Consider the following 19282-nt stretch of genomic DNA (forward strand, 5'->3'; position numbering starts at 1 on the left):
TATTATCCGCAAGAATTTTTTATATCAATGATGGTATGTCTTTTAATAAAGTTTATTAACACTATTAAAATTAAGTCGGTAAATAAGTATGTTAAATTTATATTTGTAGTCACAGTGATACTATTTATGATAACTATAATCGTAATAATATTATTATATAATTAAAAGATAAGTTAGTTAATCAATTATTATAAAATTAAGAGTAAAAATACATTGAATAAAATAAAAAGCTTGATAGCTTATTATGGAAGTTATCAAGCTTTTATTATAAACAATATTAAAGTTACAAAATCAAACTTTTTATTATAAGGAAAATGCTAAAGATTAGGATCGTAAACAAGCCGATAATAGCAATTATTATTTTCTATTCTAATAACTTCATATCTATCGTCATCAATTTTATTAAAGAACACCATATAGTCTTTATTTTTCTTAGAACTCATATCATTTATATAACTATTTATTTTTTCATAATCTAAATTATTAATTCCAACTAAAGTATTTCTAAATTCATTTAATTTCGAATTCTTAAAATTAAATTGCTCATCTATATTTTCTATTGAAGCTTTATATATTATATGAGAAAAGGTATTGTTTTCAGGAGTTCTTAAGTTTGGGTCTATTTGTGTTATGTCAATACTTATATCGACGTTTAAGACATCATCTTCCGTAAAATAATTAACAGTTTCTGAACCTTTTGAGGATAAAATTTCTAACAGATTTACACCATGCTCTGCATCAAATCTACCGATTCTATCTTGAATAGGCTCAACATACTTCAAATCTAAAGAGTTAATTTTACAAAATTCCTTAATTAAATTTATTCCTTGTATGTATTTATCTACAAAGGTGTAATTTCTTAATTCAGGATTATCAACATTTTTACTGTTATCAGGAATTTCAATTTTATTTTTATCTTCTATAATGTTATTCAAAGTAGTATTATTAGTTTCTTCATTAGTTTCTTCAGTTATAATTGAATCGTTATCGTCAGATTTACTTTTAAGTTGAACTTTATTGCAACCAATTAAAAATATACTTAATGTACATAGTGCGATTAATTTAGAAAATTTCATTTGCAACACCTTCTTACAAATATTTACTTCGAATATATTATATATTAAATATTATGTTTATTCCATATAGAATTAATAGAATGTAGTTTTACAAAACATGTTATAACTTATATAGAGATAGAGTTTAATAACAAATATTAAATATTTATAATTAAGGATTGTATATAAATAAATTTCATTCACTTTTAATACGGATGGTAAAAGTCTTATTAATTCTAGTATTTACATGGATTTTGCTAAAATATATAATTTAAGAAACACTTAAATTCAAATTAACCTTAGATGTATTTGAATAATGTTAATTTGCTAGCAGATAGTAAAGCTAAAGTAGATTAACATTAACATGGATGTATTTAAATAGGGTTGAAATGACATTAGATAGATTAACTAAAACGATTAACATTAACATGAGATGTATTTAAATAAGAAACTTGTTAATAATACAGATTTTGATATTGTGATTAACATTAACATGAGATGTATTTAAATGATTCAAATATAGTTTTAATTGAACTAACAATATCAGATTAACTTTAACACGAGAGATATCTAAATCTCAAAGGACCTCGCGTTTCGCGAGCCCCTTTGAGATTAATATTAAGTAATAGTACTTTTAGTATAGTTTCAGATATTTTATTAAATTATAAATGATACTTTATTTAAATTTATAATATTTGTTTTAATGATGTAACCTATATGAAGTTCTTAAAATTAACTCTTAAAAAATATACTCGTAAATGATAATAAAAATAAAATAAATAGAATACATAATATATTCCAAATTGTGGTATAATTATCAAAAGAAGTGTAATATTTATATATTTATAAAAAGAATAGATAAAAAAATTGAATTTTAAAAATTACAATAGAAAAACTATTAAGGGGGAATAGGTATGAAATGGTTAGTTACTTTACTAGAACTAGTTATACCAATAGTTTTAGTAATATTTATATTCAGAGTATTGATTATTCAAAAAAGACTTAAAAATGAAGTGAAAAAATTAAATATTCAAATAAAGGAAATAATAGATAAAAAAAGTGAGGAGGAAAAATAAATTATTAGATCATTAGGAGGACATAATGGATATAAAAATAAGAATGGCTAATGAAAATGATGCAGAAGAAATATTAGAAATATATACACCATACATAAAGAATACAGCAATAACTTTTGAATATGAAGTACCAACAGTTGATGAATTCAAAGATCGTATTAGAAAGATATCCGAAGATTATCCTTATTTAGTTTGTACTTTAAATGAAAAAATAATTGGATATGCGTATTCATATAGACAGAAGGAAAGAGCAGCTTATATGTGGAATGTTGAATTATCTGTTTATATTGATAATAAATATATAGGTTATGGGCTTGGAAAAGCTTTTTATACAGCTTTAATTGAAATATCTAAACTACAAAATATCAAAAATCTTTATGGAGGAGTTACTTCTAATAATTTGAATAGTGAGAAGTTACATGAGTATTTTGGATTTAAGAAGCTAGGAGTTTATCATAATACTGGATATAAATTTGGAAAATGGCATGATGTTACTTGGTATGAAAAGAGTATTAATGATAGTTACTTTGAACCAAAACCATTAATATCAATTAAAAATATTGATGAAGATTTAGTTAATGAAATTATGGACAAGTGCTGCAAGATGATAATATTATAAAATGACTTTAGAATATATTTATTATAGAGCAGCTTGGATTAGTATTTTCATATAGGAGTTGATATCATGAAAGAAATTTTATATATGTCACATTGTGTTTTCCCAACGCCTGATATAAAAAGGACAGCAGCTTATTATAAAGAAGTATTAGGATTCACAGTGAAAGAATATCTTGATGTAAATGAGCCGCATATTTGCTTGTATCGCAATTATACTGAAATTATTTTAACAAAGTCAAATGGACAAGAAGTGATTCCAAATAGAAAGTTATATGGATATGGTTATGATGCGTATTTTATAACAGATAATCAAGCAATCTTACAAGAGGAATTTAAAAAATCAGGAGCTAAAGTTGTTCGTCAATTATCAAAGACTGATTATCATAATAAAGAATTTGTTATTGAGGATATTGATGGTAGATGGATAGGTTTTGGAATAAAAGAATCTTAAATTTAGTAAAGGAGACAGTCTGATGAAAATTAAATTAACGGATTTAATAAGAATTCTTAATGTAAATGTATTAGAGAATAATACGTGTATTGAAATGAATTTTTGTATTGATGATGATATAGAATATCAAGATTGTTGGTTAGGTAAAACTTCAAACAAGGATAATAATAAAGAAATTTATTGGTATGGATTGGTTGAGGATGGATCGCAAGCTTATAATTATGATTGCTTAGAGGATTTTTTTAGTGCAAAAGTGTTTAAAGATAATAATATAGGTGATATATGGGAAAGAATTACGTGGTACTCATTAAATGGATGTGATGTAGAGGAAATGCTAAAATATATCTAGAACCTTATGGAAATATATAATAAATTATTATTGAAAAGGGTAATGGCTTACTACATATAAGATAGCAGTAAGCCTATAAGTATAATTAAATTAAGAATTTTTAATATTTTTTAATGAGCCTACAAGTACATCTACACATTCTTGAATAAAATTATCATTTGATTTATCAGTGCCTATTTCCACTATTACTGAATTGTTAGATAATTCTTGATTACGTCTTAAATATTCAGTAGTAATATCATAATAATATATTGATGCTTTTACTTTATCAGATTTTAAAATTTCATTTACTAGTTGTTCTGCAAATTTATTATTTTCTTCAAAATGTGGATTATCTTTTGCAAGGACAAAAGTAATCATTTTAGAATCAGATTCAAAAGAATCACTACTACTTCTATGAATATTTAAAAGGATTGTGTTTTCATATCCAGGTATATTTTCAGTTATAGATTCATTTGAAATTTTATATGAACTTATATACTCTATATTTGATTGGGAGCTAATAAAACTACTGTTTAAGCCTTCAGTATTAAGTTCATGATTAATTAAAGCGCCTAAATCAGTTACTTTAATACCAGATTCATAATTTTCGTCTGGATGACTATTATATATAACTATATCAGATGAAAAAGGCGTAGATAAATTATCACTAGTTACATCTTTAATAGTATCTAATAGAGTTGCATTTGATGCATCATTATTTTCATCAATGGATTTAGTGGTTTCTAGATTATCTAGTTTACTTAATTTGGATATAGAACTTTCTTTTCTTATATATGAATATACATATCCTAATGTTGTGCATATAGTTAAAAGTATTATTGATATTATAATGGTTTTATAGATTTTCTTCACTTAAAATACACATCCTTTCTTTAGATATATATTAAATAAATATTTATATTATGTAAGGAATTTAAAGATAATTAACAAATATAAATTTATAAAGAGGTTGAGGAATAAAAATGAATAATAAGATATTAGATTGGGCTATTGAATTACAAAGTATTGCACAAGGAGGTCTTTATTATAGTAAAGATAAGTTTGATATAGAACGTTTTGAAAGAATTCGAGAAATTTCAGCAGAAATGATAAGTTTACAATCAGATATACCTTTAGAAAAAGTAAAGGACTTGTTTTGTAATGAAATTGGATATCAAACTCCTAAATTAGATACAAGAGCAGCAATATTTAAAGATAATAAAATTTTATTAGTTCAAGAAAACAATGGTACTTGGTCATTGCCAGGTGGTTGGGTAGATGTAGATCTATCAGTAAAGGAAAATACAATAAAAGAAGTCAAGGAAGAGGCAGGTTTAAATGTTAAAGCAGATACGATAATTGCTGTTCAAGATAGAGAAAAGCATAATTTACCTGTATATGCATATAAAGTGTGCAAAGTTTTTGTATTATGTTCTTTAATAGATGGAGAATTTAAGGAAAATATTGAAACAATAAAAAGTGATTATTTTTCATTAGATAACTTACCATTATTAGCAACAGAAAAAAATAACGAAGAGCAAATCAAAATGTGCTTTGAAGCATATAGAAGTTCAAATTGGAAAACATTATTTGACTAGATTCTATTTACATAAACGAAATATATAAATTATAAAATATCATATGTTGGATAGTGAATATATAGTATTTTTAAGTAATTAATCAATATGCAGATTAATGTAGAGTGCTTATGAAATTAGTTTTTATGTCATGGTTTACTAAAAATATATAAAAGTATAAATTTTAAATATATAAGTTGACATAATGAAATATAAGAAGGATTAATGTAAGAATAAATATAAAGGGGGAGTTGTATGGAAAATGTAGATGAAGTTATTGAATTTTATAATGCTGGAGCTGAGATTGGAAGATTAGAAAAAGGACTTGGAAAAGTTGAATTTTATAGATCTAAAGAAATAATAAGAAGATATATAAAAAGTAATAATGTAATTTATGATATTGGTGGTGGAATTGGAGTTTATTCTTCTTGGCTTGCTAGTATGGGAAATGAGGTACATCTTTTAGAGTTATCTCCAGTAGCAGTTAAATATGCTATTGAAAATCAAAATGAAAAAAATAGTTTTATGGCAGAAGTAAGTGATGCGCGTCATATAAATAGACCTGATGAAAGTGCAGATATAGTTTTACTTATGGGTCCGTTATATCATCTTCAAAATAGAGAAGATAGGCTACGAGTTTTACGTGAAGCTAAAAGAATTTTAAAGAAAGATGGTTTATTATTTTCTGTGGGAATATCAAAATTTAGCTCTACTACTTGGGGTATATCAACCTATGGCAAAGAAAATAATTACTTGGATGATGATATTTATATAAATATGATTAAATCTGAATTATTATCAGGAGTTCATATAAGACCAAAAGAGTATCCATATTTTATTGCACAGGCATATTTTCATACACCTATAGAATTACAAGAAGAAATTGAATCAATGGGATTTGAGACTATTAAAAAACATGCAATAGAAGGTATAATTTGGTTCACTCCATGCTTAGATGATAAGTGGAAAGAGCAAAAATCAAGAGAAAAGCTATTAGATATCATTAGATTAACAGAAAATGAAGAGGAAATTATGGGTATGAGTCCTCATTTTATGATTATATCTAGAAAGTAATTAAGATTAGATTTATAGGGATGAGTATTATGAATATAGAAAAATTGATAAATGAGCTTTCAAAAAATATTGGTAAAACTATTATGCATAAGAAAGAAGACAGTACAGAAATTATTAACTTGGATAATTGTGATTCTACTAATATGCTTTGGATAGTTTTAAAAGGTCTTGTATATAGGCAAGAATATAATAAAGCTGAAAACATTCTTTTTGAAGAAATTAATATAAATAAATCTCTTGATATTTATAATGTTGCAATTGATTTTTATGATTTATTATTTAAAGAAACAGATAAGGAATTAGAGAGAGGAAATTTTTCAAGAGAAGAAATATTCCAAGGATTAAGAGAGTTAAATAATATCTTTAATATAAGCAATTGACATTGATAGAAATGGAAAATTAAATAAGTTAATAAATAGATTAATTGAATGTGGTTATGGAGGAATAAATATGTTTAAAGAAATAAGAAGAAAAGATAGAAAAATTGAAACTTCAGAAGCAATAGATATATTAAAAAAATGCGAATATGGAATTTTATCTACAGTAGATGAAAATGGATATCCATATGGAGTTCCATTAAGTTATGTTTATGCAAATAATGCAATATATTTTCATAGCGCAGTAGAAGGACATAAGTTGGAAAATATAAAGAATAATGATAAAGTATCATTTTGTGTAGTTGGACAAACAGATTTATTACCAGATAAGTTTAGCACCAAATATGAAAGTGTAATAATATTTGGAAGAGCAAAAGAACTTTTTCAAGATGAAAAGAATGAAGCTTTTTTAGAATTAATTAATAAATACTCAAAAGATTATATTGAAAAGGGTAAAGGATACATCAAAAACGCTAGTGCTAAAACTAAAGTAATAAAGCTTAGTATAGATTATATATCTGGAAAGGCAAGAAGATAATTCTTATATGGAGATAAATTTATGAATAAAATACTATATAAAAATCCAGTAATGTCAGCAATAGTAATAAATTTATTTACATTATTGCTATTAATCTACTCAATTAATAAAAGATCATTAGTATTTATTTATATTATGCCGTTCTTTACTGGTGTTATAAACAGAAAGATTATGGATAATGGAGAAGATATAACTACAAAGAAAAAGTTATAATTATTTTTAGCTTTTTATTAATATTAACTATTTATTTATTTTATAGCTATAATGTTACTCGTTTGAGATATTCATAAAAAAGATTATCAGCAATTAGCAATAGTTAATTAGAATACCTTCGATATTGAATAACAAATAATAAAAATTTTAATTTGTATTTTCACCTTTTACCATGCAAAAAAGTTATATATACATGGTACCATAAAAGATAACTTGTAAGGGGAGAGAGGAAAATTAGGGATGCTGTATATGATTTAGTGAAAAATGGCTTATCTCTAATTTATAAGTATTTAATTTCAATAGGAGCATCTAAGGATGATTCAGAAGATATTGTTAAAGAAGATGATTACTTTATAAGGTTCTAGATTGATGTTTGAAAGGGGATTTATGAAAAAGAAGGTAATTTTGATTACATTTATATTAATAGTTGTTTCTTTATTTTTACTTATTAAGTTTAACAGTGGTGCAAAAACAATAGAAGAAGCAATAAATGTATTAGGCTCAAAACAAGTAAGTATCATTCATGAAGAAAAAAATGATAAAGGTAGTATAGTATTTAGCTATACTTCTGATGGTAATACATTATATACTGCGATTGTAAGTAAAGGAATTAGTGGGTACAAAACAGTTTACAGTGGTGTGCAAGGAGATATAAAATTTACATCAGAAAAACTTGGTTTATCATACAATTATTTTCCATCTATAAAAAAGACTGAAATTCCAATATATTTTGGATTAATTGGGAACCCTGATATAAGTAAAGTCAAAATTATTGAGAAAAAAAGAAATATAGAAGATGAAGCAAAAATAATTAATGCAAATGGTACAAGAATATGGCTTGTTTATATGGATAAATTTGAGGGTTCAGATTTTGATATTATTGGTCTTTCAGAAGAGGGAAAAGAAGTTACTAATATAGATGGCAATATATCTCCATACTATGCAGAGCAAAAGCCATTTAAAGGATATAATTAGTTAATAAAAATCTATATAAAAGTAGTATTTATACAAATACCGTATATTCAAAAATGAATATACGGTATTTTTTATTTATAAATTAAACACGTTATAAATGGACTACATAGATTATTCACTTAGTATAAAAATGATTATCTGAAAGACTTTAAAAAATGAACAACTGCCAGTGATGTTTTAAATTACCATAAATAAAAAGTGTGAAAGAGTAAATTATAAAATATAATGAGTCTTATAATAGACTAATTAATAAATCAAAAAGGAGAAAATGAATATGAGATATAAAGTAAAGATTTTTCTAGCTATCTTAGTAAGTGCAGTTATTTTAAGCTTTATGTTTAAAATAGATATGAGAAGTATCTCTGTAAATTCATTAATAGAAGAAAGTGAAGTAAATGAAAATGATGTTAGTAATAAAAAGAAGGTTATATATCTAACTTTTGATGATGGACCTAGTTATACAGTTACAGGCAAAATTTTAGATGTATTAGAAGAAAAAGAGGTAAAAGCAACATTTTTCGTAATTGGTAATCAAATTCAGGATAGGGAAGATGTATTAAAAAGAATGAATGATGAAGGACATAGCATAGGGTTACATACATTTACTCATAAATATAATTGTATTTATTGTAATGAAGATAGATTTATGAAAGAAATGATTGATTGTAGAAATGAGATAAATAGGGTAGTAGGTGTTTCACCTAATATAATTAGATTTCCAGGAGGTAGTTACAAACATTTAAATAAAAATCTTTTAAATAGATTACATGAAAATAATCTTAAAGTTTATGATTGGAATCTAGACAACTCTGATGGTTTAAATCCAAAACAATCGAAAGATGCACTATATAGGAATGCAATTAAAGGAAGTAAAGATTTGAAAACTATAAATTTACTTATGCATTGTACAGATATGAATAAAAATACTTGCGAGGCACTCACTAATATAATAGATTATTATAAAGATCAAGGATATGAATTTAAAACTATTAATGAAGATACACCAGAAATGTATTTTAGAATATCATGATTATAAATATATTAGTAAAGCATTAGAATACCGTACTATTCTAAAAAAATATACGGTATTTTTTGTGTTCAATTAAACTATAATGAGTGATTTCAAATTATTATGAACCAGTTCAGAAGATTTGTTTTTTGTTGAATAAAAAAGGTATTTTAAATTATGTTATAATCTATTTATAATAGTATTAACTTAAAATTATATAAGTTAGAATTTGAGGTGAAGTAATATATGGAAATTTATTTACAAAAGGAATTAGAGGATGCTTTAAAGTTCATATCTTCTACTATCAGTAATTGTAAGAAGATGCAGTTAAAATTTGCAGAAGGTACGTCCCAGCATTCTCTTTTAACCAATAGAATTAAGGGATTATGTATTTCAAAGGCTTTGATAGAAGATGATTGTAATAAGGATCAATATACTTTGTTTGATTTAGAAAAAGCATTACCACCCGTGATTTCGATTATAAATAAAACAGAAAAAGCTCAAAGCAAGTATGACAAAGGAACTACTCAATATAGGCGATTCGTACCTATCATAAAATCAATGTATATTTCTAAAGATTTCATAGAAAACGAAATTTCAAAGCAAACTAGATAAGCTCTATCTTACTTGTTAGTTGATTAAAGTGAGAAGTAGACGAAAAACTAAGAATATATAACAAAATATAATTAATATTTAAGAATTATAATGGAAATCAATCAACAATGTGCTTACGAAATATGCTATAATTAACTTAAAATGTAAAATATATATAATTTTAATTGATAGATTTCTTTTTTGGAGAAGAAACTTAGATTTTTTGAAAGAAGTTTATAGTTTTATATTATGTATTAGAGAATGAAGAGGTTACCTATTGATAGGTATTTAAATGGATTAGGTAGCAATTATATAAATAAGATAGAGAAATTATATGATGAATAAATTTTAAAAGAGGGAGTTATATGGTAAAGAATTTAAGAAGAAGCCTTTATTTATTAGTAACATGCTGCGTGTTAGTGTACTTTTTTAGAAGTTATTTATCTCTAGCAAAGTTACAAGGAAGATGGCATTTATATACTGGTAGTAATATAAGTTCAGAGATAAATATAGCAGAAAAACTAAATTCAAAGGACTATATGGATATTTCAGAAACATCAATTAAGGAATATAGAAGTGATGGTAAGGATGGAGTTTCTTCATATAAAATAAGAGGAGATAAATTATATTCTGGTGATGCAATTTTTAAATTTAAAATATCTAATATCGGAAATGAGAAAGTGTTGAATTTGACATTAATAGGATATAACTTTGGACATGGAGAAGATAAATATATTGATGATGGCGAATCATATATGTATATATTTGATATAGATATGGATAGTCATGATTTATAATAAATATAAATGTTTAGTAATTTAATTAATAATACTTGTAAATCATGAACATTTTTAAGGAAATCCCTAGGTTTCCTTAAAAATGTACTAATATCTTAATATTATCAGTTGTTTATTTAAATTTATAAGAAAATTATCTTTCAAACCATTCATTAGTTTGAGGAAGAGTATAATGAGGTGTAAATTCTAAAATACGATATTCTTGAGAACCAGCAGTTTTAAGTGGATCAGAATTTAAGTAATTTTCTATTTCCTCAAGTGAATTTGCTTTCATAATTAAAACTCCGCCACTCATATCTTCTTTAAGTCCTGTTATTAGAGTTACACCTTTTTCTATTGCTTTTTGAGAATAAGCTATATGTGCATTCATAACACTTTCATCTATTTCTACAGTAGTGTTTAATTTACCTTCAATAATAAAATATTTCATTTTTATTATCCTCCTTTATATAAAATATATTAAGTATATTATATCATATTAATAATTAATAAAGAATTATTATTTATTAAAAATACATTTTTATATAAATTCCTTATTAGTAAAAGAATTTTAATTAATAATTATTAAAAAGTTAAAAAGAGGTAAGCATATTAAATTTAAAAAATAGGAAGTTATTAGTGAATTTATTTATTTGCATATTTGTAGTATGGATAATATCTAGCTATGATTATGCAAAAATAACAAGTGATATACCTATGAAAAGTCCATCTGTAACTATAAAATACAATGGGAAAACTGTTCCTACAAGTATTGGAGAACATACATGGTCTGGAAGTTTACCAAAAGGACAAAAAGCAGGAAGTAGTTATTTAGTAGGTCCATCATATGATGCTGGAATGGAAGTTTCAAGGTTTTCTGCAAATCCTAATAGCGAAGTTGAAGTTACTTTTAAGTCAGCTCCTCCTGAAATAATTTTAAGGTCATGGGTTGTTGGCGATTCTATGAATGCTAAAACTATAAAATTTGATTCTTCAAAAACAATAAATAATATAACCTTACCAGATAAAAAAGGAGAATATATTTATGAAGTTAATGGATATTGGAGTGAAGGGAATTATACATCAAGTATATTTAGGGTAATAGTAGAATAGCTGTTATCTTATCAGTATAAAAGAGAAATGTATAGTAACTTATTAAGAGAATTTTTATAATATAGTTGAATTATCTACAACCCTAAAAAGCGAATCATTATTAATATTCGTGAATTTAATCCTGTATTTAGTAATGATTATATAAAATGTTGTAGTGATAATGTAGATGATGAAAAAGTACGGTAATTACAAAATATTTTGTAATTAACTCGTAATAGTATAGTCAAGCTAGTCAAGTGAAAAAAGAAGGAAGGAGGAATAATATGAAATCTTTATTAAAAATATTAGCATTTATTCCATTAGGGATTGAATTATTACTGTTATTAGCTATACATTCAAAGGTGGCAGGCATGATTTGGATGATACATATTCCAATTACAATATTGTTAGGTATTGTAGGAATGGGAATTGTTAGTAAGAAAAAATATATACAACGAAGTGGTTTTGGAGCGTTAATTGTATTAACTGTGTTGCTTTGCATTATAGGATATTATGATTATGTGAAATGGTTTAGTTCAATTGTTGGAATAGTTATCTTTATGTATTACGTAATTATTAGTATATTAATGAAAAAAACTAAAAATAGCATAAGGCTAAATGAATAGTTAAAATATGTTACGAAGATAAAACTAAATAATAAATTAGAAAAATACAGTATTATTAAAAAGAGTGTATGGTATTTTTAGTGTACAATTTGAATATAATAATGCAATTTATAATAATTAAGAACTAATTAAGAAAGTTTGCTCTTTAAAAATCTAATAATACGATATTTACAAAATATACTATAAGTGAATTAGAATTTTAATTAGGAGCGTAAAGACTATTTAGGAGGATTTGCATATGGAAGTAGTTTTTGCAATGTTATTTTTGGGGTATTTTATGTATTCAGGATATATTAAATATTGTTTAATTGCAATGACTGCTCAAATTGCATTATCATTTTTTATTGAGAAAAAACAGATATGGAAAATTATTATTATGATTTTTATTACTCAAGGGATTGTTGTGCCAATAGCAGATATGACATATAACATGATAAATAGTATTTATAGAGCTACAAGTTTAGAATTCTTAAATGTTATAACATCAGAGAGTTTTAAATTTGATATGTTTTATATTTTAATATTGCTTGGAATAATAATTATAATTGGATTTTTTACATATAGGAGTATAGAAGGAAAAATGAATTATAAAAAATGGATAGCTTTAATAATTGGGTATGTAATTAATATATTAATTATGACATTTATGATTTTTAGATTTGGTATAATTGCTGGTGGATTTTAAAATATTTTTTAGAATCATTAAAAAAATAGAAAGCTAAGGGGGGATATGAGTAATTCTATAAGATTGTATATTTATTTTATAACATTATTTATTATGTCTGTTTTAATTCATATAAAAAATTTCTTTTTAGAAGTTTTATGTTTAATATTCTATATTATGATTTCGTGGTTTTTGCTTAGCTGGAAAACATTTAATGCTAAATGGGTTTGTGATAAATGTAGTAAAAATATAAGAGTAACTTGAATTTAGTTCAAATAAATTAATTAAATTTGTTTTTAAAACTGAATAATACTATAATTAACCAATGATTGTATGAATCATAATCAATAATAGAAATTCGTTAATTTGATAATTAAATGTGCATATATAAGGAAGGAAATAATTATATGGTTATCGAAAAAATTCTAAATAACATAACTACCGAGCTAAAAAATATTCCTGGTGTTGTAGGGGTAGTTCTAGGAGGTTCAAGGGCAAGAGGTACAAATCACCAAGATTCTGATATTGATATTGGAATATACTATGATGAATCAGAGAGATTTAATGTAAATGAAATTGATAAAATTGCTACAAAACTAGATGATGAACATAGAAAAAATTTAGTTAGTTCATTAGGAGAGTGGGGACCATGGGTAAATGCTGGAGGATGGTTAATAATTCAAGGATACCATGTAGATTTCATATTTCGTGATATAAATCGTGTATCTAAAGTAATTAATGATTGTTTAAATGGAAAGATTTCATCAAATTATCAGACAGGACATCCACATGCCTATTTAAATGCTATGTATATGGGAGAAGTAGCAATTTGCAAAGTATTAGATGATCCTAAAAACAAAATATCAGAACTAAAAGCAAAAACTATACCATATCCAGAAAATTTAAAGAATGCAATAATTGGTTGCTATATGTTTGAAGCATCTTTTTCTTTGATGTTTACTAAATCAAATATAGATAAGGATGATATTTCATATGTTTGTGGACATTGTTTTAGAAGTATTTCTTCATTAAATCAAGTTTTGTTTGCTTTAAATAATGAATATTGTATCAATGAGAAAAAAGCTGTAAAAATGATAGATACTTTTAAAATTAAACCAGTAGATTATAAGAAAAGAATAGATGAGGTTATTACTTTACTTTCTTCTAATGAGAATAATACAAGAAGAGGATTAGAGATACTTGAAGATCTTGTTAATGAAACAAAAGATTTATGTTAGATAGTTATAGAATATAAATTATAAATAAATGAAAAGTAAGTTTAGATTAGAAGAAGCGTATTAAAGATAATTTCTTCTTTGGAATTAAATCGAAATGCCGTATTATTGGAAAAAAGAATATACGGTATTTTTTAATTATAAATTCAAATATAAAATCAACTTGAATTTATACAAAGTAATTAATAAATTTTTTAGAACAAATTGAATAATCTTATTTGGATAAATATGCTATAATTAACTAATAGTTCTATATGGTTATGATAGATTATCAGTATTCGTAGTGCTTTTAATGATGGCTATACAATGAATAAAAAATATATTATGAATGGAGAAAGGTGAAATGAGTAATGAAATATTGAATGATTTAATATTATCAGTGAAAGATCAAAATCTTCATGTACTTAATATTGTTGTTAGGCAAAATGGTAATATAATTGCAAAATTTGATTTTGAAGAAGAAAAACCAACCCTTTTATATTCTGTAAGTAAAACATTTACATCAATGGCTGTAGGAATTGCAATCAATGAAGGATATTTTGAAATTACGGATCGTGTTATAGATTTTTTCCCTGATATTAAAAGTATACGTATAAATAATTATTTAAGAGAAATGACTATTCATGATTTGCTTTGTATGGGGAGTGGACATGCAGAGTGTCCAGTAATGCAGGCTGATTGGAATAGTGGTAGGAAATGGGATATATCTCAATTATTTTTCGATGAACCTATATTATTTAAGCCAGGCACCCATTTCACATACGATAATTCAGCAACTTACATGCTTTCAAAGATTATAAGTCTTACAACAGGAAGTGACTTAGATGAATATTTAAATGAAAAAGTATTTAAATATTTAGAAATACCAAAACCTAAGTGGGATAAATGTCCAAAAGGGATTCCACAAGGATTCTCTGGACTATATTTAACGGCAGATGAGCTATCTAGATTTGGGCAATTAATACTTGATAAAGGAGTTTTGAATGGTAAGCAACTTATTCCTTCAAGTTATATAGAAGAGGCAACATCTGTTCAAATAAAAACGAATGATTTTAATGCACATTTTGCTACTGCAGATCATCTTCAGGGGTATGGTTATCAAATTTGGATGAATTCATATAATGGTTCATATCGTATGGATGGATTATATGGTAATTATGTAGTGATTTTGCCAGATAAGAATGCAGTTGTAACTTATGTTTCAAATGAGCCCAAGAATATGACAGGAATTCTAGAACTTACATGGAATACTTTAATAGATAAACTATAATTATTTTTAAATTTAAAACTTGTTATGTAAATTTAACTTTGAATAAGCTTTAATTAAGTGAAATTATAAACAATATTGTGTAAAAGGAGAATTAAGAATGAATAAAATCACATGTATTTGTTTAGGGGTAAGAAGTATGGAAAGATCGATAAAGTTCTATAGAGATGGACTTGAATTTAAAACTGATGAAAAGGAAAATAATCCAAAAGTAGTGTTCTTTGATACAGCAGGAACAAAATTTGAACTTTATCCTTTAGATTTATTGGCTGAAGATATAAATGAAGAAAATCCTCCTAAAATAAATAATGGGTTTTCAGGTGTTACATTAGCATATAATGTGGAGTTTAAGGAAGATGTTGATAAAGTTATTGAGTTAGCTAGGAATGCTGGAGCAACTATAGCTAAAGAACCTCAAGATGTATTTTGGGGTGGATATCATGCGTATTTTGCTGATCTTGATGGTTATTATTGGGAAGTTGCATGGGGACCTAATTTTAAGTACGATGAAAATGGGTTACTTATTTTATAAGCTATATATTTGGATTTAGTATGATTGGAGAACATATGAAAATATTAATCTTTGGTATAGTTGCAAGTGGAAAAACAACACTTTCAAGAAAATTGTCTTTAAAATACAATATCCCTTGTTATGAAGGTGATAGCATAGCATGGGGAGGAGAGGGGGAAGAGAGATATAAACGCTCAGATTCTGAGCAATTAAATAGAATTTTAGAAATTGACAAAAAAGGTCAGTGGATAATTGAAGGAACTTATAGAGAAAGTCAAAAATGTTTATTTGATATGGCAGATAAAATTATTTTCCTAGATACTCCATTACATATTAGAAGGGTAAGAATAATTACACGCTTTTTTAAGCAAAGGCTTGGAATAGAAAAATGTAATTACAAGCCTACCTTAGAAATGTTAAAAAATATGTTTATGTGGACAAAGAATTTTGAAATGAAAAGAGATAAATACGAAAATATGCTATTAGGATATGAAGATAAATTGATTAGGATAAAAAGTGTTAAAGAGTTGGATGAGAAATTAATTAGTCCTAAAAAGTAATTATGAAATAAAAGGAAGTGCAATTAAAGTATCTAAAAATAAATTGCATGATATTCCTATATTATCAGTTGTATTATTTTATATATTTAATATGTTTATAATGCAAATTATAGGACAATTTATATTTGTAGGAGATGCTGTTACTATATCTTATCATATGTTTACATATACAGGATTAATGATATTATGTGGAGTTATTATAGTATGTACATGCATAATTATTAAAAAATTAAATGAAGTTAAAGACGCAATTGATAACAAGAAGCAAATTTAAATTACTTTAAATACTATCAATGTTACTTAAAATAATATAGGGTGTTTGATTTGTGTATTAATGGAAACTGATAAGTAAATTTTATTTACAGCATATAAATAGTATATGGAATATATTTGATGAAATAGTATAATTAGGTTGAATATATAAATTGAATTTTGGAGGAAATTCTATGTTAGGACATTTAGGATTTTCATATGTAGGATTAATTTATTTGTTGATGCTATTTATACCTAATATTATATGGACAAAGCATCAGCCAGAAAATTATGATTATAGCAATGAAAATAAAATATTGTTAATATTTGAGCGAGTTGGACAAGTAGCGGTGACAGGTTGTGCTTTAATTTTTTCAGATTTCAATATTACTACATTTTCTTTGTGGAGTTTATGGCTGATTATATCATTAATTTTGATGATTCTATATGAAATATATTGGGTTAGGTATTTCACAGGAGAGCATACTTTAATGGTTTTCTATCGTAGTTTTTGTGGTATTCCTGTTCCTGGAGCAACGCTTCCTGTTATTGCATTTTTGCTACTTGGTATATATGGAAAAGTAATTTGGATGATTATATCTGTAATAATGCTTGGAATTGGTCATATAGGAATACATCTTCAGCACTTAAAAGAGATAAAATAGAATAAAGAAATTTTAGCTTATTATTCGCTTTAATATTATATCAGCAATTAAATAATAAAATTAGCTTTTTATTGAATAAATTGTGTTTGGAAAATATTTTACAATTCATATGTAGTAGAATTGTAAAATTTAAATTAGGAGAGGTTTATGAGTAAATTATTTAATAAATTTAAAAAATATAAAATTACAATATTAGCCTTAGTACTTGCTATTTTTCTACTATATATAATTAATTTCTATATGGAGCATAGTATATTGAAATTTATATTATGGGTATTAGTAATAGTAATCGAAGTAACTCTAATCCAATATGAGAAAAAGTTAAATGAAAAAAAGTAGTATGATTTAAATTATTCAATGTAACTAGTTTATTCATTGAAATTATATTTATAGGTTAATTAATAAATATAGTATTGATACTCTTTTAAGTGTATATATTTTGAAAAATATGTTATAATCTATCCATAATAGGATAAGGTAAAATTTTTACCTATCTAATATATAAATTGAATTTGAAGTTTAAAAGGAGAATAAAATATGCTTGAATATAAATTTGATACTCAGTTATTAATTGAAGGGCATGATCTTTCTGAAGATGAAATAAATGAATATATAACTAAAAATATTGAAGGTGACTGTTTACTTGCAGTTGGTGATGAAGACTTAATAAAGATTCATTTTCATACTAATACTCCATGGAAAGTACTTGAATATGCTGCTTCATTAGGGGATATATATGATGTTGTTATTGAAAATATGGAACGTCAAGAAAATGGATTACAAGGTTAGATGATAAAAAAACAATAAATTATATAATTAAAAATATAAAGTTTTATATAATTGATTTTAATGAACTAAGAAGTAAATTTAAATATTATTTTATGAAATGCCGTATTATTCAAAAGTGAATATGCGGTATTTTTTATTGAAATATAAATTTTCAAATTATATAAGAATCTATAAAATATAAGAGGATATATAAGAAATCTATTAAATATAAGAAGAATAATTTTAAATTAGTTATAGATAATTATTAAAATAGTTTATCGAAAATTTAATAGTTATTATAAAGAAATATATGTAATTATATGGTTAATTAGTTTATAATTGTATTAATGCATTGGTAAAAGGGGAATGTTAAATGAAAAAAATAACAAGCAATAGACTGATATTAAGACAATGGCAGGAAAGTGATAGTAAGGATTTATATGAATACGCAAAAAGTAATTTAGTAGGTCCAAATGCGGGGTGGTCACCTCATAAAGATGAAAATGAAAGTAAAGAAAAAATAAAAATGTTCATACGTAATAATGATACTTATGCTATAGTCTTAAAATCTGAAGATAAAGTTATTGGTAGCATTGGATTGCATAGGAGAAAGCCTGATATTAATTTGAATAATTTATCCCAAAGAGAAATAGGATACGTTTTGAATCCTAAATATTGGGGGAATGGCTATGTACCTGAAGCTGTAAATTGTTTGCTTAATTATGGATTTAACGAATTAAATTTAGATTTAATTTGGTGTGGTCATTTTGATTTTAATAACAACTCTAAAAGAGTAAATGAAAAGTGTGGATTTAAATATAGGTTCACTAGAAGAGAAAAATTAAAATTTTTAAATAATAAAGAGGTTAATATACTTTATTACAGTATTTTTAAATCAGAATATTTTGCTTAACCTTTTATCATATCTTTGAAACATTAAAAATAAGTAAATAAAATTAAATTGTACTTTCTTCTTTT

Annotated in this window: 28 protein-coding genes; 25 read left to right on the forward strand and 3 right to left on the reverse strand. The window is 24.8% G+C overall.

From position 1 onward, the window contains the following. Nucleotides 1-317: 317 nt before the first annotated feature. On the reverse strand, nt 318-1076 hold the full coding sequence (locus NSA50_RS01905; protein ID WP_257442497.1) for a hypothetical protein: 759 nt from the start codon (nt 1074-1076) through the stop codon (nt 318-320). 893 nt (nt 1077-1969) lie between these two features. Here NSA50_RS01905 and NSA50_RS01910 point away from each other — a divergent pair. From NSA50_RS01910 to NSA50_RS01925, 4 genes are all read left to right on the forward strand, one after another. Beyond that, the gene (locus NSA50_RS01910; RefSeq protein WP_195266842.1) at nt 1970-2131 is read left to right on the forward strand and encodes a hypothetical protein; all 162 of its coding nucleotides are present in this window, start codon (nt 1970-1972) and stop codon (nt 2129-2131) included. A 25-nt stretch (nt 2132-2156) separates the two neighbouring features. Next, nucleotides 2157-2750 carry a GNAT family N-acetyltransferase gene (locus tag NSA50_RS01915; protein ID WP_257442500.1) on the forward strand — a complete coding sequence of 198 codons (594 nt, stop codon included), beginning with the start codon at nt 2157-2159 and terminating at the stop codon, nt 2748-2750. A 66-nt stretch (nt 2751-2816) separates the two neighbouring features. Next, nucleotides 2817-3200 carry a VOC family protein gene (locus NSA50_RS01920; RefSeq protein ID WP_195431000.1) on the forward strand — a complete coding sequence of 128 codons (384 nt, stop codon included), beginning with the start codon at nt 2817-2819 and terminating at the stop codon, nt 3198-3200. A gap of 22 nt (nt 3201-3222) precedes the next feature. Then, nucleotides 3223-3549 (forward strand): hypothetical protein, encoded by a 327-nt coding sequence (locus tag NSA50_RS01925; RefSeq protein ID WP_195431002.1) that lies wholly within the window; start codon nt 3223-3225, stop codon nt 3547-3549. Between the two features lie 90 nt (nt 3550-3639). Here NSA50_RS01925 and NSA50_RS01930 read toward each other — a convergent pair whose 3' ends face one another. After that, nucleotides 3640-4404, reverse strand: coding sequence for a stage II sporulation protein P (locus NSA50_RS01930; protein ID WP_257442506.1), 765 nt, complete (start codon nt 4402-4404; stop codon nt 3640-3642). A gap of 110 nt (nt 4405-4514) precedes the next feature. Here NSA50_RS01930 and NSA50_RS01935 point away from each other — a divergent pair, with 110 nt between their 5' ends. The 9 genes from NSA50_RS01935 (at nt 4515) to NSA50_RS01975 (ending at nt 10685) form a co-directional block, all read left to right on the forward strand. After that, nucleotides 4515-5129, forward strand: a complete 615-nt coding sequence (locus NSA50_RS01935) for an NUDIX hydrolase N-terminal domain-containing protein (RefSeq protein WP_195431005.1) — start codon at nt 4515-4517, stop codon at nt 5127-5129. Nucleotides 5130-5363: 234 nt separating this feature from the next. Then, complete coding sequence (locus NSA50_RS01940; protein ID WP_257442508.1) at nt 5364-6182, forward strand: class I SAM-dependent methyltransferase; 819 nt, start codon at nt 5364-5366, stop codon at nt 6180-6182. Nucleotides 6183-6211: 29 nt separating this feature from the next. Beyond that, the gene (locus tag NSA50_RS01945) at nt 6212-6562 is read left to right on the forward strand and encodes a DUF6483 family protein (RefSeq protein ID WP_257442510.1); all 351 of its coding nucleotides are present in this window, start codon (nt 6212-6214) and stop codon (nt 6560-6562) included. A gap of 70 nt (nt 6563-6632) precedes the next feature. Then, a complete protein-coding gene (locus NSA50_RS01950) occupies nt 6633-7097 on the forward strand; it encodes a pyridoxamine 5'-phosphate oxidase family protein (RefSeq protein ID WP_257442512.1) in 465 nt (154 codons plus the stop codon). Nucleotides 7098-7118: 21 nt separating this feature from the next. Further along, the gene (locus NSA50_RS01955; RefSeq protein WP_257442514.1) at nt 7119-7310 is read left to right on the forward strand and encodes a hypothetical protein; all 192 of its coding nucleotides are present in this window, start codon (nt 7119-7121) and stop codon (nt 7308-7310) included. Nucleotides 7311-7697: 387 nt separating this feature from the next. Beyond that, nucleotides 7698-8285 carry a hypothetical protein gene (locus NSA50_RS01960; RefSeq protein ID WP_195431011.1) on the forward strand — a complete coding sequence of 196 codons (588 nt, stop codon included), beginning with the start codon at nt 7698-7700 and terminating at the stop codon, nt 8283-8285. A gap of 274 nt (nt 8286-8559) precedes the next feature. After that, on the forward strand, nt 8560-9315 hold the full coding sequence (locus NSA50_RS01965) for a polysaccharide deacetylase family protein (protein WP_195266851.1): 756 nt from the start codon (nt 8560-8562) through the stop codon (nt 9313-9315). A 225-nt stretch (nt 9316-9540) separates the two neighbouring features. Continuing rightward, nucleotides 9541-9909: a hypothetical protein gene (locus tag NSA50_RS01970; RefSeq protein WP_257442518.1), complete on the forward strand. Its 369-nt coding sequence runs from the start codon at nt 9541-9543 to the stop codon at nt 9907-9909. Between the two features lie 344 nt (nt 9910-10253). Then, a complete protein-coding gene (locus NSA50_RS01975; RefSeq protein WP_257442520.1) occupies nt 10254-10685 on the forward strand; it encodes a hypothetical protein in 432 nt (143 codons plus the stop codon). Nucleotides 10686-10818: 133 nt separating this feature from the next. On the opposite strand, the gene NSA50_RS01980 is transcribed toward NSA50_RS01975, so the two are convergent. After that, complete coding sequence (locus NSA50_RS01980; RefSeq protein ID WP_257442522.1) at nt 10819-11115, reverse strand: YciI family protein; 297 nt, start codon at nt 11113-11115, stop codon at nt 10819-10821. Nucleotides 11116-11303: 188 nt separating this feature from the next. Between NSA50_RS01980 and NSA50_RS01985 the strand changes: the two genes are divergently transcribed. The 12 genes from NSA50_RS01985 to NSA50_RS02040 all read left to right on the forward strand — a co-directional run bounded on the left by NSA50_RS01985 (nt 11304) and on the right by NSA50_RS02040 (nt 19217). After that, nucleotides 11304-11777 (forward strand): hypothetical protein, encoded by a 474-nt coding sequence (locus NSA50_RS01985; RefSeq protein WP_257442524.1) that lies wholly within the window; start codon nt 11304-11306, stop codon nt 11775-11777. 263 nt (nt 11778-12040) lie between these two features. Then, nucleotides 12041-12382, forward strand: coding sequence for a hypothetical protein (locus NSA50_RS01990; RefSeq protein ID WP_257442526.1), 342 nt, complete (start codon nt 12041-12043; stop codon nt 12380-12382). A gap of 238 nt (nt 12383-12620) precedes the next feature. After that, entirely contained in the window at nt 12621-13067 is a 447-nt protein-coding gene (locus tag NSA50_RS01995) for a hypothetical protein (RefSeq protein WP_195431029.1), read from the forward strand. A 386-nt stretch (nt 13068-13453) separates the two neighbouring features. Then, nucleotides 13454-14284, forward strand: coding sequence for a nucleotidyltransferase domain-containing protein (locus NSA50_RS02000; protein ID WP_195431032.1), 831 nt, complete (start codon nt 13454-13456; stop codon nt 14282-14284). Between the two features lie 340 nt (nt 14285-14624). Then, nucleotides 14625-15551, forward strand: coding sequence for a serine hydrolase domain-containing protein (locus tag NSA50_RS02005; RefSeq protein WP_257442528.1), 927 nt, complete (start codon nt 14625-14627; stop codon nt 15549-15551). A gap of 97 nt (nt 15552-15648) precedes the next feature. Continuing rightward, nucleotides 15649-16080: a VOC family protein gene (locus tag NSA50_RS02010; RefSeq protein WP_257442530.1), complete on the forward strand. Its 432-nt coding sequence runs from the start codon at nt 15649-15651 to the stop codon at nt 16078-16080. Between the two features lie 35 nt (nt 16081-16115). Further along, complete coding sequence (locus tag NSA50_RS02015; protein WP_257442531.1) at nt 16116-16619, forward strand: P-loop NTPase family protein; 504 nt, start codon at nt 16116-16118, stop codon at nt 16617-16619. A gap of 43 nt (nt 16620-16662) precedes the next feature. Next, complete coding sequence (locus tag NSA50_RS02020; protein ID WP_257442533.1) at nt 16663-16893, forward strand: hypothetical protein; 231 nt, start codon at nt 16663-16665, stop codon at nt 16891-16893. Nucleotides 16894-17065: 172 nt separating this feature from the next. Beyond that, nucleotides 17066-17536 (forward strand): hypothetical protein, encoded by a 471-nt coding sequence (locus NSA50_RS02025; RefSeq protein WP_195431049.1) that lies wholly within the window; start codon nt 17066-17068, stop codon nt 17534-17536. A 147-nt stretch (nt 17537-17683) separates the two neighbouring features. Further along, nucleotides 17684-17875, forward strand: a complete 192-nt coding sequence (locus NSA50_RS02030) for a hypothetical protein (protein WP_195431052.1) — start codon at nt 17684-17686, stop codon at nt 17873-17875. A gap of 198 nt (nt 17876-18073) precedes the next feature. After that, on the forward strand, nt 18074-18325 hold the full coding sequence (locus tag NSA50_RS02035; RefSeq protein ID WP_195431055.1) for a kinase to dihydroxyacetone kinase: 252 nt from the start codon (nt 18074-18076) through the stop codon (nt 18323-18325). A 352-nt stretch (nt 18326-18677) separates the two neighbouring features. Then, a complete protein-coding gene (locus NSA50_RS02040) occupies nt 18678-19217 on the forward strand; it encodes a GNAT family N-acetyltransferase (RefSeq protein ID WP_195431058.1) in 540 nt (179 codons plus the stop codon). Nucleotides 19218-19282 lie beyond the last annotated feature (65 nt).

The sequence above is a fragment of the Clostridium mucosae genome, from assembly GCF_024622765.1.
Classification (GTDB): Bacteria; Bacillota; Clostridia; order Clostridiales; family Clostridiaceae; genus Clostridium.